This is a genomic window from Anaerospora hongkongensis, assembly GCF_004339805.1.
Taxonomy (GTDB): Bacteria; Bacillota; Negativicutes; order Sporomusales; family DSM-15969; genus Anaerospora; species Anaerospora hongkongensis.
The window spans coordinates 185,624-211,241 of record NZ_SLUI01000004.1 but is presented as its reverse complement, the minus strand read 5'-3'; the positions used below and the strand labels follow the sequence as shown (position 1 = coordinate 211,241).

General features: G+C 46.6%; 29 protein-coding genes and 1 other annotated feature. Of the genes, 8 read left to right on the top strand and 21 right to left on the bottom strand.

The window, feature by feature from the left end; all coding sequences use genetic code 11:
* Positions 1 to 24: 24 nt before the first annotated feature.
* Positions 25 to 1,581 carry an ABC-F family ATP-binding cassette domain-containing protein gene (locus EV210_RS07435; RefSeq protein WP_132077919.1) on the bottom strand — a complete coding sequence of 519 codons (1,557 nt, stop codon included), beginning with the start codon at positions 1,579 to 1,581 and terminating at the stop codon, positions 25 to 27.
* A gap of 201 nt (positions 1,582 to 1,782) precedes the next feature.
* Between EV210_RS07435 and EV210_RS07430 the strand changes: the two genes are divergently transcribed.
* A complete protein-coding gene (locus EV210_RS07430) occupies positions 1,783 to 3,009 on the top strand; it encodes a hypothetical protein (protein ID WP_132077916.1) in 1,227 nt (408 codons plus the stop codon).
* A 37-nt stretch (positions 3,010 to 3,046) separates the two neighbouring features.
* On the opposite strand, the gene EV210_RS07425 is transcribed toward EV210_RS07430, so the two are convergent.
* Complete coding sequence (locus EV210_RS07425; RefSeq protein ID WP_132077913.1) at positions 3,047 to 3,289, bottom strand: hypothetical protein; 243 nt, start codon at positions 3,287 to 3,289, stop codon at positions 3,047 to 3,049.
* Between the two features lie 30 nt (positions 3,290 to 3,319).
* The gene (locus EV210_RS07420) at positions 3,320 to 3,901 is read right to left on the bottom strand and encodes a peptide deformylase (protein WP_165898828.1); all 582 of its coding nucleotides are present in this window, start codon (positions 3,899 to 3,901) and stop codon (positions 3,320 to 3,322) included.
* Between the two features lie 114 nt (positions 3,902 to 4,015).
* Here EV210_RS07420 and EV210_RS22565 point away from each other — a divergent pair, with 114 nt between their 5' ends.
* Positions 4,016 to 4,183 carry a hypothetical protein gene (locus tag EV210_RS22565; RefSeq protein WP_165898827.1) on the top strand — a complete coding sequence of 56 codons (168 nt, stop codon included), beginning with the start codon at positions 4,016 to 4,018 and terminating at the stop codon, positions 4,181 to 4,183.
* A 59-nt stretch (positions 4,184 to 4,242) separates the two neighbouring features.
* On the opposite strand, the gene ppnP is transcribed toward EV210_RS22565, so the two are convergent.
* From ppnP to guaD, 4 genes are all read right to left on the bottom strand, one after another.
* The gene (gene ppnP / locus EV210_RS07415; protein WP_132077908.1) at positions 4,243 to 4,557 is read right to left on the bottom strand and encodes a pyrimidine/purine nucleoside phosphorylase; all 315 of its coding nucleotides are present in this window, start codon (positions 4,555 to 4,557) and stop codon (positions 4,243 to 4,245) included.
* A gap of 81 nt (positions 4,558 to 4,638) precedes the next feature.
* Positions 4,639 to 5,046 (bottom strand): GlcG/HbpS family heme-binding protein, encoded by a 408-nt coding sequence (locus EV210_RS07410; RefSeq protein WP_132077905.1) that lies wholly within the window; start codon positions 5,044 to 5,046, stop codon positions 4,639 to 4,641.
* Entirely contained in the window at positions 5,043 to 6,047 is a 1,005-nt protein-coding gene (fliB, locus tag EV210_RS07405) for a flagellin lysine-N-methylase (protein ID WP_279388496.1), read from the bottom strand. The genes EV210_RS07410 and fliB overlap by 4 nt, the downstream gene beginning before the upstream one ends.
* A gap of 59 nt (positions 6,048 to 6,106) precedes the next feature.
* Complete coding sequence (gene guaD / locus EV210_RS07400) at positions 6,107 to 7,378, bottom strand: guanine deaminase (protein WP_132078295.1); 1,272 nt, start codon at positions 7,376 to 7,378, stop codon at positions 6,107 to 6,109.
* Between the two features lie 335 nt (positions 7,379 to 7,713).
* Here guaD and EV210_RS07395 point away from each other — a divergent pair, with 335 nt between their 5' ends.
* Positions 7,714 to 8,085 (top strand): hypothetical protein, encoded by a 372-nt coding sequence (locus EV210_RS07395; protein WP_132077902.1) that lies wholly within the window; start codon positions 7,714 to 7,716, stop codon positions 8,083 to 8,085.
* Positions 8,086 to 8,088: 3 nt separating this feature from the next.
* On the opposite strand, the gene EV210_RS07390 is transcribed toward EV210_RS07395, so the two are convergent.
* Positions 8,089 to 8,661 (bottom strand): 3D domain-containing protein, encoded by a 573-nt coding sequence (locus tag EV210_RS07390; RefSeq protein WP_132077899.1) that lies wholly within the window; start codon positions 8,659 to 8,661, stop codon positions 8,089 to 8,091.
* Positions 8,662 to 8,826: 165 nt separating this feature from the next.
* Between EV210_RS07390 and EV210_RS07385 the strand changes: the two genes are divergently transcribed.
* Complete coding sequence (locus EV210_RS07385) at positions 8,827 to 9,357, top strand: ferritin-like domain-containing protein (protein ID WP_132077896.1); 531 nt, start codon at positions 8,827 to 8,829, stop codon at positions 9,355 to 9,357.
* A gap of 141 nt (positions 9,358 to 9,498) precedes the next feature.
* On the opposite strand, the gene EV210_RS07380 is transcribed toward EV210_RS07385, so the two are convergent.
* The gene (locus tag EV210_RS07380) at positions 9,499 to 10,350 is read right to left on the bottom strand and encodes an AraC family transcriptional regulator (RefSeq protein ID WP_165898826.1); all 852 of its coding nucleotides are present in this window, start codon (positions 10,348 to 10,350) and stop codon (positions 9,499 to 9,501) included.
* A gap of 114 nt (positions 10,351 to 10,464) precedes the next feature.
* Between EV210_RS07380 and dapF the strand changes: the two genes are divergently transcribed.
* Entirely contained in the window at positions 10,465 to 11,295 is an 831-nt protein-coding gene (dapF, locus tag EV210_RS07375; RefSeq protein ID WP_132077889.1) for a diaminopimelate epimerase, read from the top strand.
* On the opposite strand, the gene EV210_RS07370 is transcribed toward dapF, so the two are convergent.
* From EV210_RS07370 to EV210_RS07350, 5 genes are all read right to left on the bottom strand, one after another.
* The gene (locus tag EV210_RS07370; protein ID WP_132077886.1) at positions 11,292 to 11,486 is read right to left on the bottom strand and encodes a YwbE family protein; all 195 of its coding nucleotides are present in this window, start codon (positions 11,484 to 11,486) and stop codon (positions 11,292 to 11,294) included. The two genes, dapF and EV210_RS07370, sit on opposite strands and share 4 nt — an antisense overlap.
* A gap of 5 nt (positions 11,487 to 11,491) precedes the next feature.
* The gene (locus EV210_RS07365; protein WP_132077883.1) at positions 11,492 to 11,833 is read right to left on the bottom strand and encodes an arsenate reductase family protein; all 342 of its coding nucleotides are present in this window, start codon (positions 11,831 to 11,833) and stop codon (positions 11,492 to 11,494) included.
* Positions 11,830 to 13,185 carry a lipase family protein gene (locus EV210_RS07360; protein WP_132077880.1) on the bottom strand — a complete coding sequence of 452 codons (1,356 nt, stop codon included), beginning with the start codon at positions 13,183 to 13,185 and terminating at the stop codon, positions 11,830 to 11,832. Before EV210_RS07360 ends, EV210_RS07365 begins: the two co-directional genes overlap by 4 nt.
* Before the next feature lie 59 nt (positions 13,186 to 13,244).
* On the bottom strand, positions 13,245 to 13,703 hold the full coding sequence (locus EV210_RS07355) for an NUDIX domain-containing protein (RefSeq protein WP_132077877.1): 459 nt from the start codon (positions 13,701 to 13,703) through the stop codon (positions 13,245 to 13,247).
* 137 nt (positions 13,704 to 13,840) lie between these two features.
* Positions 13,841 to 14,329: an N-acetylmuramoyl-L-alanine amidase CwlD gene (locus EV210_RS07350; protein ID WP_132077874.1), complete on the bottom strand. Its 489-nt coding sequence runs from the start codon at positions 14,327 to 14,329 to the stop codon at positions 13,841 to 13,843.
* A 247-nt stretch (positions 14,330 to 14,576) separates the two neighbouring features.
* Between EV210_RS07350 and EV210_RS07345 the strand changes: the two genes are divergently transcribed.
* Positions 14,577 to 15,029, top strand: coding sequence for a helix-turn-helix domain-containing protein (locus EV210_RS07345; protein ID WP_132077871.1), 453 nt, complete (start codon positions 14,577 to 14,579; stop codon positions 15,027 to 15,029).
* Positions 15,030 to 15,092: 63 nt separating this feature from the next.
* On the opposite strand, the gene EV210_RS07340 is transcribed toward EV210_RS07345, so the two are convergent.
* Positions 15,093 to 15,293, bottom strand: a complete 201-nt coding sequence (locus EV210_RS07340) for a hypothetical protein (RefSeq protein WP_132077868.1) — start codon at positions 15,291 to 15,293, stop codon at positions 15,093 to 15,095.
* 301 nt (positions 15,294 to 15,594) lie between these two features.
* Between EV210_RS07340 and cshA the strand changes: the two genes are divergently transcribed.
* Both cshA and EV210_RS07330 read left to right on the top strand, forming a co-directional pair.
* A complete protein-coding gene (gene cshA / locus EV210_RS07335) occupies positions 15,595 to 17,028 on the top strand; it encodes a degradosome RNA helicase CshA (RefSeq protein WP_279388495.1) in 1,434 nt (477 codons plus the stop codon).
* Positions 17,029 to 17,191: 163 nt separating this feature from the next.
* On the top strand, positions 17,192 to 18,544 hold the full coding sequence (locus EV210_RS07330) for a hexokinase family protein (RefSeq protein WP_165898825.1): 1,353 nt from the start codon (positions 17,192 to 17,194) through the stop codon (positions 18,542 to 18,544).
* Between the two features lie 47 nt (positions 18,545 to 18,591).
* Here EV210_RS07330 and aroD read toward each other — a convergent pair whose 3' ends face one another.
* From aroD to EV210_RS07300, 6 genes are all read right to left on the bottom strand, one after another.
* Positions 18,592 to 19,344, bottom strand: a complete 753-nt coding sequence (aroD, locus tag EV210_RS07325; protein ID WP_132077862.1) for a type I 3-dehydroquinate dehydratase — start codon at positions 19,342 to 19,344, stop codon at positions 18,592 to 18,594.
* A gap of 66 nt (positions 19,345 to 19,410) precedes the next feature.
* Positions 19,411 to 19,656: a binding site (T-box leader), on the bottom strand.
* A 163-nt stretch (positions 19,657 to 19,819) separates the two neighbouring features.
* On the bottom strand, positions 19,820 to 20,704 hold the full coding sequence (locus EV210_RS07320; RefSeq protein WP_132077859.1) for a sugar phosphate isomerase/epimerase family protein: 885 nt from the start codon (positions 20,702 to 20,704) through the stop codon (positions 19,820 to 19,822).
* Positions 20,705 to 20,752: 48 nt separating this feature from the next.
* On the bottom strand, positions 20,753 to 22,516 hold the full coding sequence (locus EV210_RS07315) for a thiamine pyrophosphate-binding protein (RefSeq protein ID WP_132077855.1): 1,764 nt from the start codon (positions 22,514 to 22,516) through the stop codon (positions 20,753 to 20,755).
* A 145-nt stretch (positions 22,517 to 22,661) separates the two neighbouring features.
* The gene (locus EV210_RS07310) at positions 22,662 to 23,942 is read right to left on the bottom strand and encodes a TRAP transporter large permease (RefSeq protein ID WP_132077851.1); all 1,281 of its coding nucleotides are present in this window, start codon (positions 23,940 to 23,942) and stop codon (positions 22,662 to 22,664) included.
* Positions 23,939 to 24,484: a TRAP transporter small permease gene (locus tag EV210_RS07305; protein WP_132077848.1), complete on the bottom strand. Its 546-nt coding sequence runs from the start codon at positions 24,482 to 24,484 to the stop codon at positions 23,939 to 23,941. Before EV210_RS07305 ends, EV210_RS07310 begins: the two co-directional genes overlap by 4 nt.
* Positions 24,485 to 24,598: 114 nt before the next feature.
* Positions 24,599 to 25,615 (bottom strand): TRAP transporter substrate-binding protein, encoded by a 1,017-nt coding sequence (locus tag EV210_RS07300; RefSeq protein ID WP_132077845.1) that lies wholly within the window; start codon positions 25,613 to 25,615, stop codon positions 24,599 to 24,601.
* Between the last annotated feature and the right edge of the window lie 3 nt (positions 25,616 to 25,618).

The window sequence follows — 25,618 nt, the reverse complement described above, 5'->3', positions numbered from 1 at the left end:
CCTGCATGCGCGCTTGCGGCACGCTTATACAATTTTGGTTGTCCAGTCCTCTACATTCCAGATGGCCGTAACCCAGTCTTCATAAAAATCAGGTTCATGCGACACCAAAAGTACGGTTCCTTTAAATTCCCGCAAAGCTCTTTTCAATTCCTCTTTGGCATCCACATCCAAGTGATTCGTCGGTTCGTCCAGTACCAGCCAGTTAAAGTCCTGCTGCATAAGCTTGCACAGGCGGACTTTGGCATTCTCACCGCCGCTTAACACCATCATTTGACTGGTAATATGCTCATTGGTTAAACCGCAGCGGGCTAATGCCGCCCGGACTTCAAAATTTGTCATACCGGGATATTCATTCCATACTTCTTCCAAGGCAGTATTGCTGTTGTTACGGCTGGATTCCTGCTCGAAATATCCGGGAGACAAATAATCCCCCAATATTACTTTCCCCGATAAAGGCGAAATTTTTCCTAATAAAGTTTTAAGCAAGGTTGACTTTCCTAACCCGTTGACACCCCGGATGGCAATCTTTTGTCCCCTTTCCAGTGTTACATTCACCGGTCGGGTCAGGGCCTCGTCATAGCCCAGCACCAAATCAATACCTTCGACAATAAAACGGCTTGGTGTCCGGGCCTCCCGGAACTGGAAGGTGGGCTTTAGTTTTTCACGCGGTTTTTCCAGCATCTCCATCTTCTCTAAGCGCTTTTGCCGGCTGTTAGCCATACCACGGGTTGCCACCCGCGCCTTATTGCGGGCAATAAAATCCTCCAGCCGCTCCACTTCCTGCTGCTGCCGTTCATATGCCCTCAGCTCCTGGCTTTTGCGGGTTGCATACATTTGCTGGAACTGCTCATAATCGCCGGTATAGCGGGTCAATATCGTATTCTCCACATGATAAATAACGTTAATGACCGCATTTAAGAAGCCTATGTCATGAGATACAAGAATAAAGCTGTTCTCATAGTTAATTAAATATCGTTTCAGCCATTCAATATGTTCAAAATCTAGATAATTCGTTGGTTCGTCCAGGATAAGAATGGTTGGGTTCTGCAGCAGCAGCTTGGTGAGCAGGACTTTCGTACGCTGACCACCGCTTAAGTCCGTAACATCTTTATCCAGCCCAATGTCGCCTAAGCCCAAACCATTGGCAACCTCTTCGATTTTAGCATCAAGTGTATAAAATCCGCTGGTTTCCAGCATGTCCTGGATCTCACCAACATCGGCCAGCATGCTTTCCATTGCCTCTGGGTCAGCATCCGCCATTTTATCGTAAATTCCCAGCATTTCCGCTTCTAAGTCAAACATGTGCTGAAAGGCTTCCCGCAGTACATCACGAATACTTTTCCCTTTTGTTAATATCGCATGCTGATCCAGATACCCTACCGTTACCCGGTTGGACCATTCTACTTTTCCCTCGTCCGGCGCCAGCTGCCCGGTGATAATATTTAAAAACGTTGATTTCCCCTCACCATTAGCGCCGATCAGCCCTACGTGCTCGCCTTTGAGCAGTCGGAAAGAAGCATTCTCTAATATCTGGCGGGCACCAAAGCCATGTGTAACATTTTCAACCGTTAATACACTCATATATCCTACTCCTGCTTTTCTTTTGATTAAAGATTTACTCTCATCCTAAACTCTTTTCATTCTAGCTTAGACTTGCCCTAACTGTCAAAAAGAACTTCCCCGCTATGGCCCGCTATCCGCTTTCCTGGCAAAAACTCCCTGAATTGACAGTGCGTATCCTGCCGACAATATAATAATCAACTGTGCGAAAGGAGAACAACAATGAGACAAAATACTCGCCGTAAGGCACTGAAAAAGAAATATAAACGCATTGTCGCGGCTATGGCAGGTGCTGCGGTTATGTCCAGCGCTATGCTTCCCATGGTATCTGCTGCTTCGGTCCAAAATGCCCTCACTCCAGCTGCGGGCGAAAATACGACTGCAACTACTGAGGCTCAGCAAACCACTGCCAAGGCACCTGTTACGGATACAAGCACTACCAAGAAACCGGATAGAGAGAAACGGCCTGATCCAAAAGAAGAAGCACCTAAGCCTAAACCTGCTACCTCACCTGTCAAAGCAGCCAGAGAACAGGCTGCCGCCCGTGGTTACGATACCCATGGTGCTGATTTTTCCTTACAGTCAAGTACTAAGACGGAAGCAACAGTCATTATGCGTACCGACGACGGTAAGGAATACCGCATTAAATTAAACGCCGATTCTTCCGGCGAATGGAAAGTCCAACAAATTACCAAGATCAGCGACAGAGGCGACCGGGATCACACAACGGCCAATCCGGTAACCATTGTAAAAGCTAACGCCGCCCGCTATGGTTTTGATGTCTACCGGGATTCCTTTACGTTGTTGTCAAAAACAACGAACAAAGCAACCGTTCAAGTCCATCATGCAGGCGGACAAACCTTTAAAGTAGATTTGGAACGGAATGGCTCCAGCTGGGTAATTACCACTATTCGCGGTATTGGCAATATGAATTATCCGGCTACCTATATTCCAGCCAGCATGTTTACTCAAAAGACGGTCATTGCCGCCCCGGTAGTCGACCCGTCTAATCAAAAAGTCCTTTTCCAGACCAAAGACTTCAGCGGCTGGAAGTGGAATGAAAGAGATTATCCTACCAATATGCACTTCGGAATTTTCACCCGCGACCCGCGCCTGGGTGATTCCGTAACATTGCCCGATGAAGTACTGCGTTCGCTATCCAGCATTAACTATAACCGCCAAATGGTATTTTACGCCAATCTCGGTACAGTAGCCTATAATGGTTACGGCATTGGAATTGAAAAAGTAAGCCAGTCAGGCAACTCCCTGTTTATTACGGTACGAACAAAAAGTCCCACCTTAACAGGAGCATCGCTTACCGCCAGCAAGCTGTATGATTATGTTCCGATTAACAAAAATGCCGTTGACTTTACGAAGCCTGTTCATGTCAGCTTTATCACGCCAGAAGGAACAGCACTCAGCTGGTATACGTTTATGCCGCAAAGCTAAACGTAAAAAGGGGGCCGCGTTGCGCCCCCCCTTTTTCTCACTGAATATGACTATATACAACTTGTGCCGTTTTTCCTTCAATCACTTGTGGCCGCAGGCGCTCTAAATCTTCCCGCCGCCAGCCGCTGTCTTTTAGCAGCAGCAAGTCAATTGCCGCTTGTTCCGATTCTGCAACAACGACTGCCGCCGCCCGGCTGTACATGGCTTCATGCAGAGACGGCTCATTCATCATACTCCAGCTGTGAAATGTACGGTCATGAACCCAGATAAAAAGTTTCACGTAATTCCCTCCGAATTCTCCCGCTGCTGATTATTCCAACGGCATATCGGGGTCTCTGCTTCGTTCAGGAGCCTCAGCAACTAATTTATCAATAATTAATATGCCATTCAGATGATCGTTTTCATGCTGAACAATAAATGCTTCCAGGTCCTCAAGATGCAAAGTTTGGCGCAGCCAGTCCTCATCATGATATTCAACTGCAACCGCAGAATTCCTTGTTACATACCGAAAAGTGCTGGGTATGCTGAGACATCCTTCCAAACTGGGTACTTCCTCACCGGTCAGCACAATAGTGGGATTGATCATGATAACCGCTTCATCATCAATCATTGCAACAAAACCGCGTTTCGCAACAGCTACCTGCGGCAAGGAAATACCGCCTTTCGGCAAAACACCGTCTTCCAAATATTCAGCCATTTCTTGCAGCAGCTGTAGCGTTTCTTCATCGTCGGCCCGAATCGGCACGGCCTGTTGACGCAATACTGGATGAGGGACGGTTACGATCCTGTCTTCAATGCTTGATTGGGATAAGCTGACAGCAGTCCAGAGCATTACCATCGCCACTGCACTAACCATGCCGAGGCCATATCGCCGCATTGTTTGTTTGTTCATCAAACTGTACTCCGTTTCAGGCATTCTTGCGTTTTGATCATTATACCATAGATCAGTATCTCGGGAATGCAAGTTTTTCCTAGTTAGTCACAAACTATTGTCAGGAGGTGAAAGATGAGCAAAAAAGGCAAACCAGCGTCCTATGCAAGCGAATATGCTATGAGTGCCGGTGATAATGCCGTTTCACGCGAACAAATCAACCAATCTATTGTCTCACCGGAAACAGCTAATGAGAGCACATATGCCAAAGCGCTTGAAAAAGGCCTGGATGAAATGCTATAACCGAACAAAACAGAGCTTAGTCCGGATCAGGTTGACACCGGCCTAAGCTCTGTTTTCTCTTATGCTTCGTAGCTGCAGCAATAATCGGCTGTTTGCTTTACTTTTAAGGCAAAGCGGGATTTTGCGGGAACAGCAAACGACTGTCCGCCTTGAAACGTTTGCCAGACTGTTGCGCCCGGCAGGAGGACATCCAGAACACCATCCAGGATTTCCATGATTTCAGCAGCATCAGTGCCAAACTCATAATCCCCCGGCAGCATAATCCCCAGCGTCTTTTTGCTGCCATCAGCAAAAAGCACCGTCCGGCTGGTAACCTTTCCATCGAAGTACACATTTGCTTTTTTGACAACAGCCACATTTTCAAAGATATCCATTGCTTCAGCCCCTTTTTTTCACGCTGCTACTAGTTTCTCTGCCTTCAGTCCAGTTCCTTCATCTAAAAAAGATTTTTATTTTCAAAACAGAATTCTCTGTGCGGCAGCATTTGCCAGTTCCTGATCTTCCTGTGAAGGCCGTCCGCTTATCCCGACAGAACCCACTAGCTTGCCGCTAGGCGCGTATATAGGAGCACCACCAGGCAATGCTGCCAGTTTAGGATCACAGAAGTATTGAATATCCAGTTGTTCCCGCTGCAGCCTGGCTAAAAAAGCATCTGTGGCAGTCTGCATCCGGGCAGCCGTATAGGCTTTATGCTGAGCAAAATGAACACTTTTGGTAGGAACCTCATCCATTTTAACTAAAGAAAGTAAAAATCCTTCACCGTCACAGATAGCAATGGCCACCGGCTGCCCGCCGTCCTTACCAGTCGTATCGATTATCCAGTCTGTGATTTCGCGGCATTGCTTCATTGTAAGGGCAGTCATGGTTTCTCCTCCTGCTTGTTTACCATATTGAATAACGCTTTGCGATTATGACTGTATTGGATTTCCAAATGAACAATCGCCGCTTCCGTACGGGCAAGTTTTGCAGACGTTCCGGATACTTCCTGCTGTGCCGCTGCAGTATACTGACAGGCCAGCTGCAGCAAGCGCACCATGCTTTTTAGTCCATATAAAAACCCTACCTTTTTGAAAACCAGGTTCACTAAAAAATGCTCCAGCAGAATATCGGCGGCAGTCTCTTCCGGCTTGCCTGATTGCTCAGCCTGCTGCAAAGCCGTTTTCTCATCCAGAAATTGATAGTTGCGGAAAAAGATTTGCTGCAGCAGCCGGTCAAGCTCATCCGACTTGGCAGCTTCGAGTATTTCGCCAACCACTGTTTGTAAAAAGAGTAACCGTTCTTGGATTGTCAAACAACGGCTTTGCAAAATGTCAATAACATGCTGCTCCAATTCAAAATAATACCGGAGCGGACTGCGCTTGGGCTGCTGACGAGGAAAAACCTGCGCCGCATACGTATCAAACGCCATATTCTTGGGAGGCTGTTCGGACCGGGTAATGGTGAGCGGTGCATTGTTTTGAACCATTAATTTCAAAACAGCCGGGCAGCTGTAGCTGAGAGTCAGTTCCATGCCGCGCGATGTATGAATAGGGTAGCGGGGATATATTTGGCAAACACTGTCTAAATGCTCATGGCCAGCTTCCCGGTGAAGCCGGCAATAATTGGTGCTGTCTAAAAACCAGCAGCCCCCTTCGCCTTGTTGTTTCGCAATAAAGGCATATTCATCCCGGCAGCCGTTGCTTAGCCGGATAAAGGCCTGCTCAAACTCTTGACTCCTGCCGCTAACAGTAAACAACTGTTTGTTGCGGTAATAGCTGTCTTCATTCAAAGTTACCAGCCATTCATTACGACAGCAGGTGCCGCACATTTCACAGGAAAATCGGTCATATAACGCTGGCTCAAGATATATGTACGTATGTACCACCTAATTCAATGAATTTTTCAGCTATCCTCTTCACTAAGTACATTATACCGTTTTTGCTGCTAATGGGCAGCACTATTTATTTCTCTGCCATTAATATATCGGGCCGCAATATTTCCACTGTCACCGGTATAAATGAACTGTTGCAGCCTTTCCAGGGAAGTCAAACCTGCTCCCGGAGCCATGCCGGTATGAATAACCAGCGCATCGCAGGCATATCCCGGTTCAAAGCTGCCTACTTTGCCAAAAAACTGTCCTCCCCCTTTAGTGGCCATATAAAAAACCTCTGCAAGCGTCAACGGCCTTGTATATGCCGGATTTTGGATTACTTTCGATAGTTGAATGGCTTTTACAATTGTTTGCGGCATCGACAGACTGTGCCCGGCCCCGATATCCGTCCCCAGGCCTACTTGCACACCGGCATCAAGCAATTTACGGGCAGACATTATGCCGCTTGCCAAATTTAAGTTCGAGTCCGGACAATGGACTGCGGTAACGTGATGCTTATGTATATCGTTGATGCAGCTATCAGTAACATGAACACAATGAGCCATCAACGTAGGAGTCTGCCCAAATAACTGGTAATGTGCATAAACCCGGTGATACTCGCGCTGCTCTGGAAACAATTCTGCGACCCACTCAATTTCATTTTTATTTTCCGACAGATGCGTCTGAACAGGCAGCATGTACTTTACAGCCAGCTTGCCTAGCTCTGCTAAGAGCCGCTTGCTGCTGGTAGGCGCAAAGCGGGGTGTAATAATTGGTTTAACCAGCGGATTATCACCCCAATTTTGAATCAGCTCCTCCGTATCTTTTATCGACTGCTCCGTATCTTCCTTCAAAACATCAGGACAATTACTGTCCATATTAACTTTGCCGACATAAGCACCAATCCCTTTTTGGGTAAGAATATCAATTAACAGCCGGCAGCTTTCCTTGTGAATGGTAGCGAATACTACCACCCTGGTAGTGCCCTGCCTTATCAACTCCTCGGCAAACGCCGCGTAAACGGCTGCAGCATAGCTAAGATCACAGAAGCGGCTTTCCTCTCTAAATGTATATTCCTCCAACCACTCCAGCAATTGTAAATCCAGCCCCAGCCCTCGCTGATTAAACTGCGAGGCATGAGTATGCAAGTCCACGAAACCAGGAATAATCAAGTCACTCCCATAATTTTTCACTTCACAGTTTTTATACTCGTCCGGTATGGTTGAGCTGATCTGCTCAATAACCCCATTACAACAAATGAGACAGCCATTTTCGTAAACATCAAACCGGTCCGGCTGCTGTGTAAATACTATATTGCCCTTCAGGATGAGAATTTCCCGTTTCATCACACTATGCCTCCCTTAACTGCCTTATGTGCCAAAATTGATCTGTTCTATAGTATGCCACTGAAAAACTCACAGTACAGATTTAAGCTGTCGTAGCAGCGTTTGTAGTGTTAATTCATTAGTACAGCTAATCAATGCCTATTTCTGTAAGTGGTTGTTTTTTCCTCTTGGCAGTAAATAAAAAAGTTGTATCCGACGTAAGCCGATTACAACTTTTTTAGCCAAAGTGCAAAAAGTTACTCCTTCAAGGTTGAATCCAGCTGCCATACAGCAGGATAACGCAGCAAATGAGAGAAAGAATAGTAACAAATTGATTTCATTTATTGGAGAGGCATATGGGATTCGAAGACAAAAATACCGTCGACCAAAACGACACAGCAAACATCCTGTCCACATCGTCAGATCCTGATCAAATCATCGAACTGATTCTCGCCGACATCGGTTTGCTGCTGACCGAAAAATATCAAACTAACTTGGAAAATACACGCTATTTTAATATAGGCCGGTTGCAATTTTTGCTGGGCGGCCAATTCCGGATTGCTAAAATGGCCCGCGATGCAGGTTACATTATCGAAGATTGTGAAATGTGCAGTTACTTTGACCGGGACTTATCTTACTGCCAGCACTATAACGTTATGTTAACTTACGAAAAGGAGCGCCATTATTATTATGCCGCCTTATGCCCGGCCTTATTGGCAGACTGCTGAAACTTACGCCTGAAAAGTCGGCGCTGATGTTTGCTGGGGATTATCTTTCAAGACATAAACTTTCACTCTTTTTATCCCGAATTTTTCCGCTTCCTTTACGGTCCACTTTGCCACATCGATCCGGTTTCCTTTTATAGCACCGCCTGTATCTTCCGCCACAGCATATTCTTTGGTACCATCGGGATATTTAATCATTACATTCGAGCCAATAGGAATGACATTCGGATCTACGGCAATGACTCCCGGACGGACTTGCGTTCCTAAAAATGTTTTATTTCCCCACTGATCATTATCGTGCGGTCCGGGTGCATAAGCTGTCGCCTTAACATCAAGTACTTGCTTGGCATTTGCCTCCGGCGAGGAATTTGCTGCTGCAATCGGGGAAAGCTGCGGCGATGAATTCAGATGTGCCACGTGCGGTGCCGCTGTATCCGGTGTTGGATTCGGATCTGCCGCTGCCTGGATGTGTCCGGTAAGACCGGGAATAGCAGCAGTCACCAAAACAGCTGCACTCGCCAAAGCAGCCGCCAATTTTTTGTAACGCCTTTTTGTATGCCTGTACAATTTATTTTTCATTGCCCACTCCTCCTTATCGTCTAGTATTTGCGAAAAAACTATTTGTATTGCAAAAATGATAAATTTATTACCAAAGCAGGCGAAATGCGAATGTACTACCTGGGACTAACATAGTATTAGTCTCAGGTACTGTTATTTTATGCACAAAAGGAGAAGTGGCCTGTTATGAAAGAGGAACGCAGCGACCATTCTCATGCCAAATCGCCCTATTCCCTCGCCGAGCCTTATCCGGAAGTTCGTGTGACCTGCGAAAACGCACGCTATGCAGCTTTGCTTTTGCAGGATTATGCCGGTTTTTCAGGTGAATTAACAGCCATCAATCAATATATTTATCATTACATTTCCCTGCAGCCCAGCTATCCTGCCATTGCTGATGCCGCCCGGCACATCGCCATAGTCGAAATGCATCATTTTGAAATGCTGGGAAAAACAATCCAGCTTCTGGGAAAGGCACCCGTCGTCCATTTCCCTGATTGTGGCGCCATGCACTTCTGGAGTTCTAAGTATGTCTATTATGGCGGTACTATTTATGATAAGCTGGCCTGTAATATTCAGCACGAAGCCGATGCTATCCGCAATTACCGCAGCCGCCTGCGCCAAATCAACGATCCCTGCATTCGTCCGGTGCTGGAGAGGATTATTCTCGATGAAGAGCACCACCTGCGTATCTACTCCCAGCTTAGAGAAGATTTGTAGTGAAACCAAAGAGGGTGTTGAAGACCGGTTTTAAACCGTCCTCAACACCCTCTTTGGTAGTTGGTTACTGGAGAAGCATTATATGTCAGTTTTTAATTTCCCGGCAATAATCTTATACAGCCGTTGGCTCCAAATAAAATTTTAAACCTGGCAGTGTTTCGGCGAGTATCCATACATTTTCTTAAATGCCCTGGCAAAATTAGCATAATCATGAAAACCGCTTTCCAGGCAGGCATTCATGACAGGTGTTCCCTTTTTCAGCAATTGATGTGCTGCCAACAGCCTTTTATATAATACATACCGATGTATGCTGTAGCCGGTGTAGTATTTAAATTTTCGCATTAGATAATATTTGCTCAGGTAAAACTGGGAAGCCAATTTTTCTATCGTTAATTCTTCGGTCAAGTTAGCATCAATATGTGCAATCACCCTGTCGATCATCTCATCATATTCCCTGTCAATATACGTCATACTGGCCGGCAGCTGCTCCGTTACGCGATTCAGATAAACAAGAATTTGCAGGAGTAGAGACGTACAGAGAACGGCATTACCAAAGTTCCATTTCTCACAGCTGTCAGCAAGCTCGCCAAAAAGTCCTTGTAATTTTTGCTGCAGCGGAAAAGAAAAGCGCAGCAAATTGCATTTATGCCGGGAAGCAAGCGCAAAGCATTGCAGCAGGTTGCAGTCCGGTTGGTTAAATTTATCGAGATATTCCGGACGAAACCACATAATCATCCGCTTATAAGGTACGTTGCCTTCAATAACCGTTTTATGAATTGCAAATTGGTTAATCAGCAGGATATCCCCCGGTTTTAAGGTATACCCTGTTCCCTCAATAAAATAAGTTACATTGCCGGAAAGAAATAAGACTATTTTACAGAAATCATGAAAATGAGGCTCAAATTTCATAGTCTGTGTATCTTGCAAGTTAAAAAAATGAAAATCACGGTTCAAACAGCCTCTTTGTTCTGCATCAATATTTTCTTGCTCCATTTCATCATTCCCCGTCAATAGCATCTTTTGCAATCTTTTGTGCAGATTATGCAATGAAAATCTGCCTCATAAGGCACATACTGAATGTATCCTTTTATGCGGGAGGCGGTATCCATGTATGCAGATTATTATAAATATCATGCTTTAGGCAATGATTATCTTGTCATTGATCCTAATAAAAGCAATATAACCTTAACAGAAAAAAACATCCGGCTCATTTGTCACCGGAACTTCGGCATTGGCTCGGATGGGATTTTATACGGACCTTTTTTTCAGAATGACTCCATGAGTCAGCGTATGAGTCTGCGTATTTTTAATCCCGATGGCAGCGAGGCCGAAAAAAGCGGCAATGGTCTTAGGATATTTGCTCGCTATCTCCTTGACCAGCGCTATATTTCTGAAAAAGAATTCACGTTAAAAACAGCGGGGGGCACTGTTCAAGTTGAACTGCTGGATAACAAAGGCCGACAGATAAAGATAGATATGGGCACGATAAGCTTTTTTGCCGTAAACGAACAGCTCGTGATCAATAACCAGCCACTGCAAATTACCAGTTTATCGATCGGCAACCCGCACTGCGTAGTCCTTTGCGATGCATTATCGACAGAAACAGTCTTAGAACTGGGTCCGGTCATTGAACAACACAGTCGATTCCCTAACCGGACAAATGTACAATTTTTAAACATCATTGACCGTCGTACCATTCAGATCGAAATCTGGGAACGCGGTGCCGGTTATACACTGGCCTCCGGCAGCAGCAGCTGCGCAGCTGCCGGTGCAGCCTATAGGCTTGGCTTAGTGGATCAGGAAGTCAATGTGCTCATGCCTGGTGGAGTTATCCAGGTAAAAATCAGGCACGATGGACATATCTTCATGACCGGTCCGGTTTGTGCAGTACAAAGCGGACTATTTGCTGCCGATCTCAAGGAAATACTGGATAGTTAATCCAGTATTTCCTGCACCCGCCCGACAATCCCGCTGTCAAGGCGAACCTTAATCCCCCGGTGATGAACAGCGCTATTGGTAAGCAGATCTTTTACAATCCCTTCGGTCAATTGTCCGGTTCGCTGGTGTTCTTTCCGGACAATCCTCACTCTGCTGCCGGGTCTTATATTTTTTCGTTCCGTCCCGTTCAAACCCTTCACTCCTTTTGCTGCCACTCTTGCCAGACAGCCGGACAATAGCCTATGGTAGCCTTAGCGCCGTTGCGCACGATCGGTGTTTTTAGCAGCGCAGGATATGCCAGCAGCTGTTCTTCTACGTTATGCACCAGATATTGCAGATTACGCTTGGCATATTCTTTCCCGGTTTTGTCCATCAGACTCTCTAAGCCTACTGCACTTTTTACTTTGTCCAGCTCACCTTTGCTTAAGCCGCGAAGCGTTAAATCAACAAACTGGTACGGAATTTTCCGTTCTTTAAAGTAACGTTCTGTTTTGCGGGTTTCCTGGCATTTTTTGGTTCCAATAACCTGTACATTCAAGGCTGCTCCCCACTCTCCTGCTGTTTGACAAACCATGCCGTCCTGTCATCACTCATGCTGCGGGCACTGTGCAGCAGTGCTTCCAGCGGCGTCAAATTATTCGTGCTTGCTGAAAAAGCAGCTAACCGCGCCAGCTCACCCGTAGAAAGATCGATCATTCTTTCACTTAAGGTCAGATAATACAGCCCTTGTGCATTCGGCACCTGATAGGCGCTTACTTCAGGAAAAATCAGCCATCTGGCACCGGAAGCAGCTGCTTGGGCCTGCAGCTGTGCTTCCTCCGGCTCAACCTCCGGCAGGCAGCCGGGCAGAATCCGCTCGTATTCATCCAATAAGGCCTGTTCCATATACCACTGCTCTTTGCCGAACTTCTCAGGCAAAAAGTATTTTACCGGGGCAATGTAGGCTTTAGGCAAGAAAGCCGGTATTCCCCTTTGCGGCTGATTAGCAGATTCCTTCCGGGCCAAGTGGCGCTTATCATAATAATTTTTCATTGCCAAATCCAAGTATTCGGTAACACCATGAGGGCCTTTATTTGTCCAGTCCGGCGATTCCCAGCAAATTTCACGGCCAAATTGAGCATAACCGCCAGCAACTGATTGCAAGAGCCCTGTGACAACATCACCAGAAATTACCACTCGCGTAAGATCAATAACCGGTTCAAATTGACGGTTAAACGCATCATTTCCGACAGCAGGCGCACCAAACGTAATCACCTCGATCTGCCCCGGCTTAACACCCATGCTGATTAATCTGGCAGCCGTTACAGTTGCCACTGCCCCGCCCAGACTGTGACCGGTCAAATACACTTTGTGGCTTGTATCCGCCAGCAGCCATTCACTTAATAACTGCGGCTGGGTACTGGTAGTTATTACTTTCGTCGTTAATGCTGCTTGAACATATTCATGAAAACCACGGTGAATTTTAGGCTCCGATGCTGCAATTTTCTTCTTGGCCGCATTTGCCGCAAATTCTTCAACAGTCTGCCCGGCAAAATAAACCCGATTAGCCAGTATATCGGTTTTAATATCCTTTACCGTCTCAGTTCCGGTAAAAGCAATTAAAAAGGATTCTTCCAACGAAGAAGTATTCATATTTTTGATAACTAAAAACCGGGCATCCGCATTTTTATTGCTTTGCTCATAGGGCTGAATTTGCCAGCCTTGCTGAGTAAGATACTGCTTAGCCAAGGCCCCTGGTCTGTCACTGTAAGCTGCCACGCAGGCACTTGCTGCCAGATAAATCGTATAGGCCTCATCGTCTTCCGATGCAGCCTGTGCAGCAACGGTACCGGCGTTTATGCTGCATACAATCAGCAGCAATATTACAATCCACCGTCTTATGTTTTTCATTATTCACCTCAATAGCTGGCCAAGGTTCTGCAAGCCAGCCGGGCACCCTGACTACACAGTCAGGGCATTAGGCGTTGGCGGCAGAAATCAGCCATTTTTTGGGAAGCCTGCAATAGTTTTGCAGCGTCAATTTTGCGCAGCCCCTCAACGAGCGAAGGATGAAGGGCATAATTACCAATTTCATGAGCCTCAATCCAACGGTAATCAATGTGTTCATGCGACAAACGGACTTGATCGTCCTGTGTCTCGCATAAACATATGAGTCCTGTGAGATAATCATTCGCTGTTTTTTGGTAGCGCCAGGTTTGCAACGGACAGATAAATTCCATCGTCAAACCAGTTTCTTCCTCTATCTCACGTGCCAATGCCACCTGAGGATCTTCGCCGAATTCCACGCCTCCCCCTGGCAATTCCCAGGGTTTTGCTCCCAGGCGGTCCTGCTTTTGGAGAATAAGCAGCTTATTTTGAAAAAAGAGCAGCGCCTTCATGGAGAAGTACATTCTCTTATCACTTTGCATTGTAGTAATTACCCCGTTTCGTGCTAAATACCTAATCCGTTTCTTACTACTTATTGTTATACACAGGCAGGGAAAAATCCTGTTGAACTTTCAAGACCGGCATAAAAACAATGCCGGTCTTGTTCTATGTTGGAAAATTATAGGAGTTCAGCAATACAGACCCCAATTGTCTCAGCAAGTACAGTAGGCGTAACGGGATCATCGGCAAGCGAAAAACAAAACTGGATCATGACAACAGCCGCAGGAACAGCAGTAAGTTCTGCAACCCGCAGCGGATAGATATTAATCTCGGTAACCCCGGGAAGCCCGGCAATCCGCTTGCAAATTTCCTGCCTTACCGCCGCGCCTTTCGCATTACTGGCCAGACGGCAAAAAAAACGCTTTTCCCCACCAGCTCCGTTGTGGTCAGGTGCGGCGTAAAGGCCGATAAAAAAATCCCCCTGTCTTGCCGCAACACAATCAGCGGTGTACAGTTCGCCAGTGTCCTTGGTTACTCTGCTGTGAGTCATCAGCACTTCATGCCCTCGGCGGTGCAGTTTATCATACAAATTCTCCGCAATAGAAAGCACAGTATCCTGTTTATTCCAAGTATCATTCCAAATGCCCGGATCAATTATAATTCTCACAGCATTATCCCTAATCCTTTCCGGATACGCCTATATTAAAAAGGAAAAAGCGCAAAACCGTTGAAGATATAACAGTTAAGTTCTGCATTTGAGAGCATAACAATACTTCTCTAACTACAAGCGTAAGAGATACTTAATGATACTATCCTTTATAGTATCATTATAGTCATCTATAGGTAACCAGTCAAGTGTTTTTAATTCCTTTTTCTTCCTTAGTCACCATATAGTAACGCAAGGAGTATCGATTATGGCATTGGATTATAAAGAAGTTGGAAAACGCCTGAAGCTTGTCCGAGGCCGCCTGACCCAGGAAGCTTTTGCCAGCACTCTCGGGGTTTCAGCTTCCTACGTGAAAAAGACAGAGCTTGGCGGCAAGCCAAGTCTGAAATATTTAACCAATATCGCGGCAGACTATGTTGTGTCCCTTGACTGGTTACTCCTTGGTAACGTCGCAATTGAAACAACTAATGCAGCAGCTATTCAGCCGAAAAGTATATTAGAAAACAGCGCAGCCTATCAGACTGAGGCCAAACAGCAAAGTCCAGTTACTGCAGAAGACTCCGAATTGGCGGAGATGGTGAAAACATTGACAGACATTATGAGCAGCGGTGATCCCAATTTGCGTGCCTGGGGAAAAATTCAATTTCGCCACGCCTTTGATGCTTATACAGCGAGAAAAAATGCACTTCCACCCCGCTAGAGCCGCTGCATGTACAATCCTAAATATAGAAAAGACCTGCGCTTTCGCACAGGTCTTTGAATGTTACTTGCTATATGCAGCTACAAAATTTGAGCCAAGCTGCTCGTATTTTTCCAAATGCGCTTTCACTCGTTTGAGTTGGGTGTAACTCATCTCATCCAGGCATTCGCTGCCTGCTGCATACCGAAAAATACTCTTAATCTCAAAAGAACCATAACCTAAAAAGGCCAGGCGATTAAGCAGTTTTTTAATCTGCTGCTCCATGTGTAAATCCTCCGTATTTCTAAAATTGGTAATCATAACATTATGCAATGTCATCAGCCGCAATTACCTTCGACTATACCAATAACGCATTAGAACTAAGAGATAATATGGGGCAGTATTTACTCTTACTAATGATAGGCTTATAAAGCTTAAATGGCATATGATCCTCCTTATTATAATTTTTTTCATAAAAAAAGTCAAGTTTTCGCCTTTTAATGAAAAAAATACCAAGAAATATATATTAAATTTTCATATAAGGTGATACTATATAATAGTTGTTATACAAGGAGGACAGAATCATTTGGAAAAGTTTAAAGCATTAGGAATTGGTGACGCCATTTTACGGTCGCTTAACGATATGGGTTTCGAAGAACCTACACCAATTCAAGAGCAAGCCATTCCCTCAGCACTGGCTGGAAAAGATTTAGTAGGACAGGCTCAAACAGGAACAGGTAAGACTGCAGCTTTTGGTATTCCGCTGCTGAATAAAGTACGGGTCTCTGCGGATGGTCCCCAGGGAATTGTATTGACGCCTACCCGTGAACTTGCCATTCAGGTAGCAGAAGAATTAAATAAAATTGCTCAATACACCAACCTACAGGCTCTGCCTATTTATGGCGGTCAGGACATTCAGCGTCAGATAAAAGGTCTGCGCAAAAATCCACAAATTATTGTGGCCACTCCAGGACGCTTGATGGATCATATGGAACGCCGCACCATTCGCTTGGCCGGTATCAAGATGGTTGTGCTGGATGAAGCCGATGAAATGCTGAATATGGGTTTTATTGAGGATATTGAAAAAATTCTCAGCACAACTCCGGAAAGCCGCCAAACGTTACTATTTTCAGCTACTATGCCAAAGCCAATTCAGAATCTCGCCCAGCGCTTTTTAAAGGACCCTGCCTTTATCAGCGTAAAATCAAAAGAAGTTACCGTTTCCTTAATTGAACAGCATTATATTGAGCTGCAAGACCGGCAAAAATTTGATGTATTATGCCGTCTGCTTGATATTCAGTCACCTGAGCTGGCAATTGTGTTCGTCCGGACAAAACGGCGCGTTGACGAAGTCTCGGAAGCGCTTAAAAAGCGCGGCTATTCAAGCGAAGGAATTCATGGCGATTTGTCACAAGCGAAACGCGATTCCGTAATCCGTCAATTCCGGGAGAATACCATCGACATTCTGGTCGCTACCGATGTGGCGGCTCGCGGGCTTGATGTCAGCGGTGTAACGCATGTCTATAACTATGATATGCCGCAAGATCCGGAAAGCTATGTTCACCGGGTGGGCCGTACCGGCCGTGCCGGCCAGAGCGGATTAGCGACAACATTTGTTATTCCCCGCGAAATTGAGCATCTGCGCATCATTGAACGGTTAACTAACCGTAAGATTCTCCGCATGTCGGTCCCTTCTGTCACAGAAGTAATCGAAGGCCAGCAACGCCTCGCCGTAGACAATCTGCTGATGGCCGTAGAGGAAGGCAACTTAGAGTATTACCGCGGCAGAGCAGAGGAATTATTAACAGACACTGATTCGGTTACCCTTTTGTCAGCAGCTTTAAAGCTGTTAACCAAAGAGCCTGACACTACACCGGTTAAGATTACCGAAGAAGCGCCGCTCCGAGTAAGACGCAACCATAACCGCCCCAACAACAATAACAGACCCTTTGACCAAAGACGTCCGCCTGGAACCAGACCGGCGTTTTCGAAAAGCAATAAACCGCCCCGCCGTCCGTAAACGGTAAAAAAAGGCAAGAACACTGCAACAGCAGGTTCTTGCCTTTTTTATAAAATAGTACCTGCTGATTACAAAATAAGTTCCTGACTGACAGGGTTCGCGGCTGCTCATCATGTATACTACACTCTATAAGGAATTTTTCAGCAAGGAGGAACGCCTATTCATGTCTGCTGTACAACAATGCCTGCGGCAATTGCAGGCGGATTTTGCCCTTTCTGCGGCCCAGCTTGCTGCTATTGTTGACGCCTTTCTTCACGACATGGAGGAGGGTATCAATGGCCGCCCCAGTTCCCTGGCCATGCTGCCGTCCTTTTTAACAAAACCAGACGGCAGCGAGAAAGGAGTTTTTTTAGCACTTGACTTTGGCGGTACCAACGTGCGGGTCTTGCTTGCCGAACTTACCGGAAAGGGAAAGTACACCATTCTGGCACGACACAACGTATTATTAGCCGATCGGCGTAAAGGCTACGATTATACCAGCAGCTCAGCGACTGCAGCAGATCTGTTCGGTTTTCTTGCCGATCAGCTTGCGCTGATTGCCAGCCCGGACAAAACCTATTTGTTAGGGCATACATTTTCTTTTCCTTGCCGGCAAACAGGCATCAATGAATCGTTCTTACTGTATTGGACAAAAGAAATACAGACAGCCGGTGTCGAGGGGCAAAACATTGCAGAACTATTGCGGCAGGCGTTATCCAGCCGCAGCTTATTCCATATCCATCCCGTCGCGATTGCCAATGATACCGTGAGCGCGCTTATGGCTGCTGCCTATCAGGATGTTTGTGCGGACATCGGCTCCATCTGCGGCACCGGGCACAACACCTGTTATCTCGATGCTTTTGCTCACACCCAGCCAATGTATATCAATATCGAGGCGGGCAACTTTGATAAGCTCCCCGGAAACCGCTACGATACTTTGCTTGATAAAGCCAGCTCCCGCCCCGGTGCAGCAATACTGGAAAAGTGTTGTTCAGGACGGTATATCGGGGAATTGCTGAGGCTTGTTTTAGTGGATATGATTCGGCAAGAAGTCTTGTTTAGCGGCAGCTGTCCCCTTTTTTTGCAAAACGAACATCGCTTAACCGGCAAGGATGTGGCCGTATTGCAGTATGCGGCTGATAAACCTGACCAAACGGCGGCATGGCTTGCCAGTCACAACTGCCAGCTTATCTCTACTGCTGCCGATCAGCAGCTTCTGCAATCGGCAGCGAAACTGATAGCCGGACGTTCGGCCCGCCTGGCGGCAGCAACTTATGCAGCTGTTCTCAAACGTATCGACCCGTCCTTAGACTATCGTCATACCATTGCCATCGACGGCTCGCTCTACGAAAAGCTGCCCGGCTATGCCGATGCGGTTGCCGCGACTTTACAGGAACTGCTTGGCAGTAAGTCGGAACAGGTAAAGTGCATCCTCGCCAAGGATGGTTCCGGTATCGGAGCCGCAATTGCCGCCGCTACCACACAAGCCATCACCCACTCCTGTGTCAGGAGCACGGTTCCAGTGGCACACATGTAATAGTAAAACCGCTATTCTCATCAAAGTACTTGAGAATAGCGGTTTACTTATTTCATTGACTTTTCGATTGCATGTAACATTGCCTGCAGATCTTCAATTGGAATTTGTCCAGGGGCGGAAGAGCTGCTGCCCACGGCAAAAGTCAGGGCTGAACCAAAAATTCCGCCCGCAATGCGGGTAATCACCCCATATTTGCCCATAGCAATGATAACAATCGGTATTCGAAGCTGCCGGTTAGCCTCTAAACTAACAGACAGTAAGGTTATGACGTCTTCCATACTACAAGGCATTACTGCTATTTTAGCGATATCCAGCCCCATTGCCTGCGCTTCAGCCAGCTTTTCCAGGAGAACCTCTTTCGCCGGCGTGTACTGATGCTGATGAAAGGAAGCAATAATCTTTTTCCCGTTTTGATGTGCTATATCGCGCAGATACTGTATTTGCTCCGGGTCATTGCTCAGTTCACAGTCCACATAGCGAATAGCCGTATGAACGCAGACAGCCGCACACAAGGAAATTGCTTCCCTATCGGACAAATGGATGGCTTGGCCGCCTTCCCGCTCGGAACGAATCGTAAAAATAACGGGCATATCCGGGGCTGCTCCGGTGATAAATGCGACCATGGCCAATACTGCTTGTTGATCACCAATGCCCCGGAAGAAGTCCGCCCGCCACTCAAGCATATCCGGCTTTTTGTTAAGAACCTCTGCCAGCTCATCAGCAATTTCTTCTTTGGTCGTACCCACCAAAGGAACACATATGGCTGGCGGAGCACCTTCACCTGCATTTTTTTGTCTCATTTTTCATAACCTCCTACCATCTTACTATCCTACACAATAGAATGAAAAAAACTCACCCCTAATTATCTTAGGGGCGAGTCAACTACCCGCGGTACCACCCTGCTTGCTTGCGCCTCTTATCAGATACAGGAACAACGTCCGATATCATAGCCGTATAACGACGGCAGCCGGCTCAGCCTACCCCGGACAGGCAACGTCCGGCTCAGCCTGCAATTCAAGAGTGTATTTCACTATCGGACTGACCGGTTCACACCCGCCACCGGCTCTCTGGATCAGTATCCAATACCTACTTATCTCCATCATCATTTTTACCTATATTAGCAATATCATAGCAATACTGTTAATCATTGTCAACATTATACACACAAAAGTACTCAAATCTTTATTGCACTTTAACTAAAATTTCAAAAAGACAAGGGCCGCCAGCCATTGAAAAACTCAATAGCAGGCGGCCTTACACTGTTGTACTTTTTAGTTAGAACGCTAAATTAGAACCACGATTGGTCATCAGTGCGTACGCTCCGTTTTTCGCCTGAGCATCCGATTTTGCCGCCTGAGTCTGTAAGTAGGTTTGGGCCCTTTGCAGGCAGCGCCAGGCATGCTCGGCATAGCCCAGCTCCTTCACCCTCGCCAAATGAGGCAACTCAATCGAATAGGGAACAGGAGGCAGTCGTTTCAAAATAGCGGCAATATCAATTCCTCCTTCGCCCGCATACAAGCGTTCTTCCCGCCCGGTATGAATCAGTTCTTCTTTCGTACCCGGTATGTCGGCCGGTGCATCGCAAAGATGGGCAAAATGAACCCATTCGCGCGGCAAGCTATCCAGTTCTTCCAGCTTCACGCGGGAACGATGAAAGTGCAAGGTATCTACTATCACTCCGCAATTATCGCTCTTAGCATCCCTGAGGACATTAATTGCCTCTTGCAGGGTTGCTACGCTTGCCCAGGTAACAAACTCCAGATCAACCGTCAATCCAAAGCCTTTGGCCAGTTCGCACAGCTGGGCAAATTGTTCTACAGCAAAGCCGCGATCTTCCGTCCAGATGCTGCTCAACACATGACGTCCGCCAAGTTCGGCGGCAGCTTCTAAGGCAGGCAGATATTTTTTGGGGTCAACGCCGTCATAAATCCTTGCCAGCTCAATATCCAGCAGCTTGATTCCCGTATCGGCAAGCGCGGTTTTGGTCTGCCTGAGAAGCTCCTTATTTTCTCCCAAGGCGTAATTCGGCTCACCTGGCAGACCGAAGAAGATTGGCCTAAAGCTGACAAAGTCATAGCCAGCCCGGGCTGCTATATAGGTCATCTCCGGCGGCGCACACCCCAATACCGTGAGATGAGCCAGTGAAAACTGGTGTGTCATGATTTTCCCCCTTCCCGGATTTTCTTTTTTTACTCCGGTACGGTCGGTTCAGCTGGTACTTACGTGATGCACTTTTTTGCCGGGTGAGTAAATGTCCATGATATTCCAGTGCCCGGCTGTCGGTACCGGATTGTTAATCATCGACACATCCAGTACATAAGGTTTGTTCGCTTCAATTGCTTTTTTAAGTGCGGGCTTGAACTCTTCGGCCGAGCTGATTTTTACGCCCTCAATGCCATAAGCCCGGGCGATTGCGGCATAATCCGGTGAGTAGGGTTCTCCATCCCGGAGGAAGAGCGTGCCAAACGTGGTGTCATAATGCGCTTTTTCCAGTCCGGCAATGGTCCCGAAGGCATAGTTATTCATAATCACGAAGATAGCCGGAATATTTTCAATTGCCGCAGTAGCCAGCACTGCAGGGTTTTGGCCGAAACCGCCATCACCGATCAGCGAGATAACAACTCGGTCAGGAGCGGCGACCTTAGCCCCCAAAGCTGCCGGTGAACCAAATCCCATGGTGGCCAGACCACCAGGCGTAAGAATGGAACCAGGCTCATAAATCGGGAATTGCTGGCCCACACCATTTTTATTCCAGCCCACATCAGTGGTAATGATACCGTTGCGCGGCAGGACTTCCCTCACATCCGCCAGAATACGCTGCGGACTCATCGGGAAGGCCGCACTTTCCTGCAGGTCTTTATTACCTGCCTGGAACTCACTGCGATAAGCACTGATTTGCGCTTTAAGAGCTTGATTTTCCCTGGCGGCAGGGTACAACTTTTTCGCTACACGGTTTAATACAGTCAGGGCTTGCTTCAGATCAGCAACAGCGCCAATTTCCACTGGATAGTTTCTGCCAATTTCGCTTGCGTCAATATCAATATGAATAAGGCGGGTAGTGGAGAAATCAAAGGTATATTCGGGATACCAGGAACTGCAGTCCGCTTCTTTAAAGCTGGTGCCCAGGCCCAGGATGTAGTCGGCCTCACGACATTTATCATTGATAAACTTTGTCCCCCAAAAACCGGTCATTCCCAGGGTAAGCGGATGATCGTCCGGCAGAACCCCCTTGCCCATAAGGCTGTGGGCAACAGGGATACCCAAATGATCAACGAACTCCTTGAGTTCTTGGGCAGCATCTGCCAGAATAACACCACCACCCGCATAAATCACCGGATTTTTTGCATCAGCCAAAGTTTTGACAATAGCACAGGCAGCGTCTTCATCCAGAGAGGGTTTTTGAATGATTTTGGCATTGCGATCCAGACAGGTAAACAGTGAAGTTTCAATTTCCATCGAGAAGATATCCATCGGCACATCAACAAGTACAGGACCAGGACGTCCGGACTCAGCCAGAGCAAAGGCCTTTTCCAGGATTTGCGGAAAAAGGTCCGGCCGTTCAACCCGCCAAGCCCGCTTAACGAAGGGACGGTAGATTTCCCATTGCGTTGCATCAGCATGAAGGTTGACTTCCTGGTGAGGATGCTTGCCGTAGTAATGCGAGGGAACATCGCCGGCAATGACTACCATGGGAATGGAATCAAGGGCGGCATTGGCAACTCCGGTAGCGGCATTAGTCAGGCCTGGCCCCAGATGACTGAGCACTACAGCAGCCTTTTTCGTCACCCGGGCATAGCCATCGGCTGCATGGGCAGCAATCTGTTCATGACGCACATTAATAAAACGGATAGTTTTACTTTGGGACAATGCTGCCAGGACAGCGATATTCGTATGGCCGCATAAGCCAAAGATATGTTTAATTCCTCTTCTCTCCAGATATTTGATCAACTGATTGGACACCAGATCTCTCATGTTGGTTCCTCCCCCATTCTATTTCCTGCTAAAGTACGCTGAATTACCTGTAAAAGCTTCATTAGATCGATCTAATTTTTGACTACTACATCGCTAAGTAACCAGTGTGCCATATACCGGCATTTTGCCCGAATACTAGATTCTATTACCCCAGCAGCCAGCGCATAGGTACAAGAACAAGCTCTGGGAATAAAATTGCCAGAATAAGAACGACTGTTTCAATAATCAGGAAAGGCATAATATCTTTCATTAAATCATCCATCAGCACTTTTCCTGCACCGCAGGCTGCATTCAATACCGTGCCAACCGGCGGCGTCAGTAGGCCAATTGCATTATTTAAAATAAAGATTACCCCGAAATACACCGGATCAATGCCCGCCTTCAGAACAATCGGCATTAACACCGGCGTAAGAATAAGCACGGTAGGCGTCAAATCCATCGCTGTGCCAACAACAAAAACCAGAATATTAATGGCAATCATTAATAGCAGCGGACTGTCCATGTAAGCGGAAAGCCAGCCGGTAATGGCTGCGGGAATATTGGCAATGGCAATAAGCCAGGATGATACCATCGCTGCGGCAATCAAAAACAGAATAACACTCGTCGTCTTTGCGGCAGAAATGAGAATATGGTACAGCTGGCTGACCGTTAAAGCCCGGTAAACGACAAAACAGAGAAACAATGTATAAAATACCGCCGCAACAGCTGCTTCCGTAGGAGTAACAACGCCGCCTTTAATGCCGACCATGATGAGAATAGGCAGGATCAGTGCCCAGATGGCATCCTTAAAAGCGATTACAATTTCTTTAAACGATTTGCGTTCAAATACTTTTACACTTTTCTTTCTTGCCATATACCACCAGGTAGCTGCCAGGCTTAAAGCAATCACCAAGCCGGGAAAAAGGCCGGCCATAAAAAGTTTCATGATGGACACACCACTAAGCGAGCCAAAAATAATAAACGGGATGCTGGGCGGCAAGATTGGAGCAACAATAGACCCTGCGCCAATCAAAGCAGCGGAACGGCTTTTATCATAGCCTGCGTCAGCCATCATGGGAACCATAATTGCCGCAAGGGCAGCCGTATCAGCCACTGCCGAACCCGACAAGCCGGCAAAGATAAACGCCGTCATGATCGCTACATAGCCTAAACCGCCGCGAATATGGCCAACAAGCGCCAAGCCAAAGCCGATAATTCGCTTGGATATCCCGCCTGCATTCATCAATTCACCAACAAGAATAAAGAAAGGTATTGCCATTAAAGCAAAGCTGTCTGCGCCTACTATTAGATTCTGGGCTAGAATCCGCGTATCAAACATGCCAAGATGAAGCATCAGCGCCCCACCACAAACCAGCAGCGCAAATGCAATAGGCATCCCCAGTGCCATAGCACCACACAGCGAGAAGACAAATACCGCTACCGTCATTGGGTGATTTCTCCTTTTATAGTATTCTCCATGCTGACTTCCTCTTCTGACTCTTTTAATACGACCAGCCGTTCAATAGCACCTTTCACAAAAATGGCCCGGTAGATATTACAGCAGACAACCAGGAACATCCCCACACTGGAAATAATGCCAATGACATACATATAGGACAAGGGTAACCCGGTAGCTGGTGAAAGCGTATGCGATGTCATCAGCGTCAGCTTCAGACTGCCTTGAAAAAGAACCCAGAGAGTGCCCAGTACAAGTACATTACTCACGATAAAACAGACTTTCTTACCAATTGGCGATAGTTTTTGCACCAGCGAAGTAAATCCTAAATGGTTGTTGTCCTTCAAAGCGCCAATAGCTCCCAGAAACACTGTCCAGACAAACAGGAATCGTGATAATTCTTCTGCCCAGGTCAAGCCGGAATTAAAAAGATAACGCAAAGCTACATTCGTAAAAATTAAAAGACCCATAAGTGCTAAAAACAGGGCCATTATTCCATTAAAGGTAGATTCCATTCTCGCTAATTTTTTCATTCGCATTTCCTCCATTGCTCTTGATTGATCCTAATTAGGAGGTGCTAATAAAGGAGAATTCTCCCAGAAAGAATGTCTTTGAAGAACCCTCCCATTTTCCCATTATTACTCCGGCTATTTTGCCGCTTTCACCAGCCTGTCAACCAAGTCCCCACCAATAGCCGTGCTCACTTGTTTATAAATAGGCTCAAGCATCTGCATAATTTTATCCTTTTCACCAGCATTCAGATCATTGATTTTCATACCTTTTTCCGTAAGGTATTTCACGCTCGACTGATCTTCTTCTTCATTCAGCTTTCTTTGATAAGTCTTTGATTCTTCTGCAGCCTTTTTCACTGCCTCTCTTTCCTTATCGGTGAGAGAATCCCAAAAAACCTTACTAACGATAAATACATTGGCATTATAAACATGACCGGTATTCGTCAGGTATTTTTGCACTTCATTGAATTTGCTCGTTACTACGTTGCCGTAAGGGTTTTCCTGACCGTCAACAACGCCTTGCTCCAAAGCAGTATAGAGTTGAGAAAAAGACATCGGAGTCGGATTAGCGCCAAGTGTTTTCCAGGTTTCCACATGAACTTTACTTTCCAGCGTCCGGATTTTAAGGCCCTTGATATCTTCTGCCGTTCTCACTTCACGCTTATTATTCGTCAAATGCCGAAAGCCGTTTTCCCAGTAAGCCAAGCCAATTAACCCTGATTTGGGCAGATCCTGCAGTACTTCCTGCCCGATTGGACCATCGAACACCTTATAGGCCGTCGCCTTATCCTTAAATAAGAAAGGCAGATCAAAAGCATCAAAGCGTGGCGCAAATGCAGCAACAACACCTGTGGAGACGGCAGTTCCGTGGACCGTTCCCATCTGCAAAGCCTCCAGAACCTGGCGGTCTCCGCCTAACACACCATCAGAAAATACTTCGCCTTTAATCGTTCCGCCCGATTCTTTTTCTACTAATTCGGCGAACTTTTGTAGTCCTTTGGTAAGCGACCGGTCTTTATTCGTTACAATTCCAAGCTTCATCACTTTGGTGCCGTCTTTTTTTTCCCCCGATTGCGTCTGCGAAGAACAACCGGTGACCAGCAGCAAACAGGCTATGATTGCTAAACTTATCAGTGTAAGATACTTTTTCATTCC

Excerpts from the sequence above, each read along its gene's own strand:
- EV210_RS07435 (WP_132077919.1), bottom strand. The coding sequence starts at position 1,581 with ATGAGTGTATTAACGGTTGAAAATGTTACACATGGCTTTGGTGCCCGC.
- EV210_RS07430 (WP_132077916.1), top strand. The coding sequence starts at position 1,783 with ATGAGACAAAATACTCGCCGTAAGGCACTGAAAAAGAAATATAAACGC.
- EV210_RS07420 (WP_165898828.1), bottom strand. The coding sequence starts at position 3,901 with ATGAACAAACAAACAATGCGGCGATATGGCCTCGGCATGGTTAGTGCA.
- EV210_RS22565 (WP_165898827.1), top strand. The coding sequence starts at position 4,016 with ATGAGCAAAAAAGGCAAACCAGCGTCCTATGCAAGCGAATATGCTATG.
- ppnP (WP_132077908.1), bottom strand. The coding sequence starts at position 4,557 with ATGGATATCTTTGAAAATGTGGCTGTTGTCAAAAAAGCAAATGTGTAC.
- EV210_RS07410 (WP_132077905.1), bottom strand. The coding sequence starts at position 5,046 with ATGACTGCCCTTACAATGAAGCAATGCCGCGAAATCACAGACTGGATA.
- guaD (WP_132078295.1), bottom strand. The coding sequence starts at position 7,378 with ATGAAACGGGAAATTCTCATCCTGAAGGGCAATATAGTATTTACACAG.
- EV210_RS07395 (WP_132077902.1), top strand. The coding sequence starts at position 7,714 with ATGGGATTCGAAGACAAAAATACCGTCGACCAAAACGACACAGCAAAC.
- EV210_RS07390 (WP_132077899.1), bottom strand. The coding sequence starts at position 8,661 with ATGAAAAATAAATTGTACAGGCATACAAAAAGGCGTTACAAAAAATTG.
- EV210_RS07385 (WP_132077896.1), top strand. The coding sequence starts at position 8,827 with ATGAAAGAGGAACGCAGCGACCATTCTCATGCCAAATCGCCCTATTCC.
- EV210_RS07380 (WP_165898826.1), bottom strand. The coding sequence starts at position 10,350 with ATGGAGCAAGAAAATATTGATGCAGAACAAAGAGGCTGTTTGAACCGT.
- dapF (WP_132077889.1), top strand. The coding sequence starts at position 10,465 with ATGTATGCAGATTATTATAAATATCATGCTTTAGGCAATGATTATCTT.
- EV210_RS07360 (WP_132077880.1), bottom strand. The coding sequence starts at position 13,185 with ATGAAAAACATAAGACGGTGGATTGTAATATTGCTGCTGATTGTATGC.
- EV210_RS07355 (WP_132077877.1), bottom strand. The coding sequence starts at position 13,703 with ATGCAAAGTGATAAGAGAATGTACTTCTCCATGAAGGCGCTGCTCTTT.
- EV210_RS07345 (WP_132077871.1), top strand. The coding sequence starts at position 14,577 with ATGGCATTGGATTATAAAGAAGTTGGAAAACGCCTGAAGCTTGTCCGA.
- EV210_RS07340 (WP_132077868.1), bottom strand. The coding sequence starts at position 15,293 with ATGGAGCAGCAGATTAAAAAACTGCTTAATCGCCTGGCCTTTTTAGGT.
- EV210_RS07330 (WP_165898825.1), top strand. The coding sequence starts at position 17,192 with ATGTCTGCTGTACAACAATGCCTGCGGCAATTGCAGGCGGATTTTGCC.
- aroD (WP_132077862.1), bottom strand. The coding sequence starts at position 19,344 with ATGAGACAAAAAAATGCAGGTGAAGGTGCTCCGCCAGCCATATGTGTT.
- EV210_RS07320 (WP_132077859.1), bottom strand. The coding sequence starts at position 20,704 with ATGACACACCAGTTTTCACTGGCTCATCTCACGGTATTGGGGTGTGCG.
- EV210_RS07315 (WP_132077855.1), bottom strand. The coding sequence starts at position 22,516 with ATGAGAGATCTGGTGTCCAATCAGTTGATCAAATATCTGGAGAGAAGA.
- EV210_RS07310 (WP_132077851.1), bottom strand. The coding sequence starts at position 23,942 with ATGACGGTAGCGGTATTTGTCTTCTCGCTGTGTGGTGCTATGGCACTG.
- EV210_RS07305 (WP_132077848.1), bottom strand. The coding sequence starts at position 24,484 with ATGAAAAAATTAGCGAGAATGGAATCTACCTTTAATGGAATAATGGCC.
- EV210_RS07300 (WP_132077845.1), bottom strand. The coding sequence starts at position 25,615 with ATGAAAAAGTATCTTACACTGATAAGTTTAGCAATCATAGCCTGTTTG.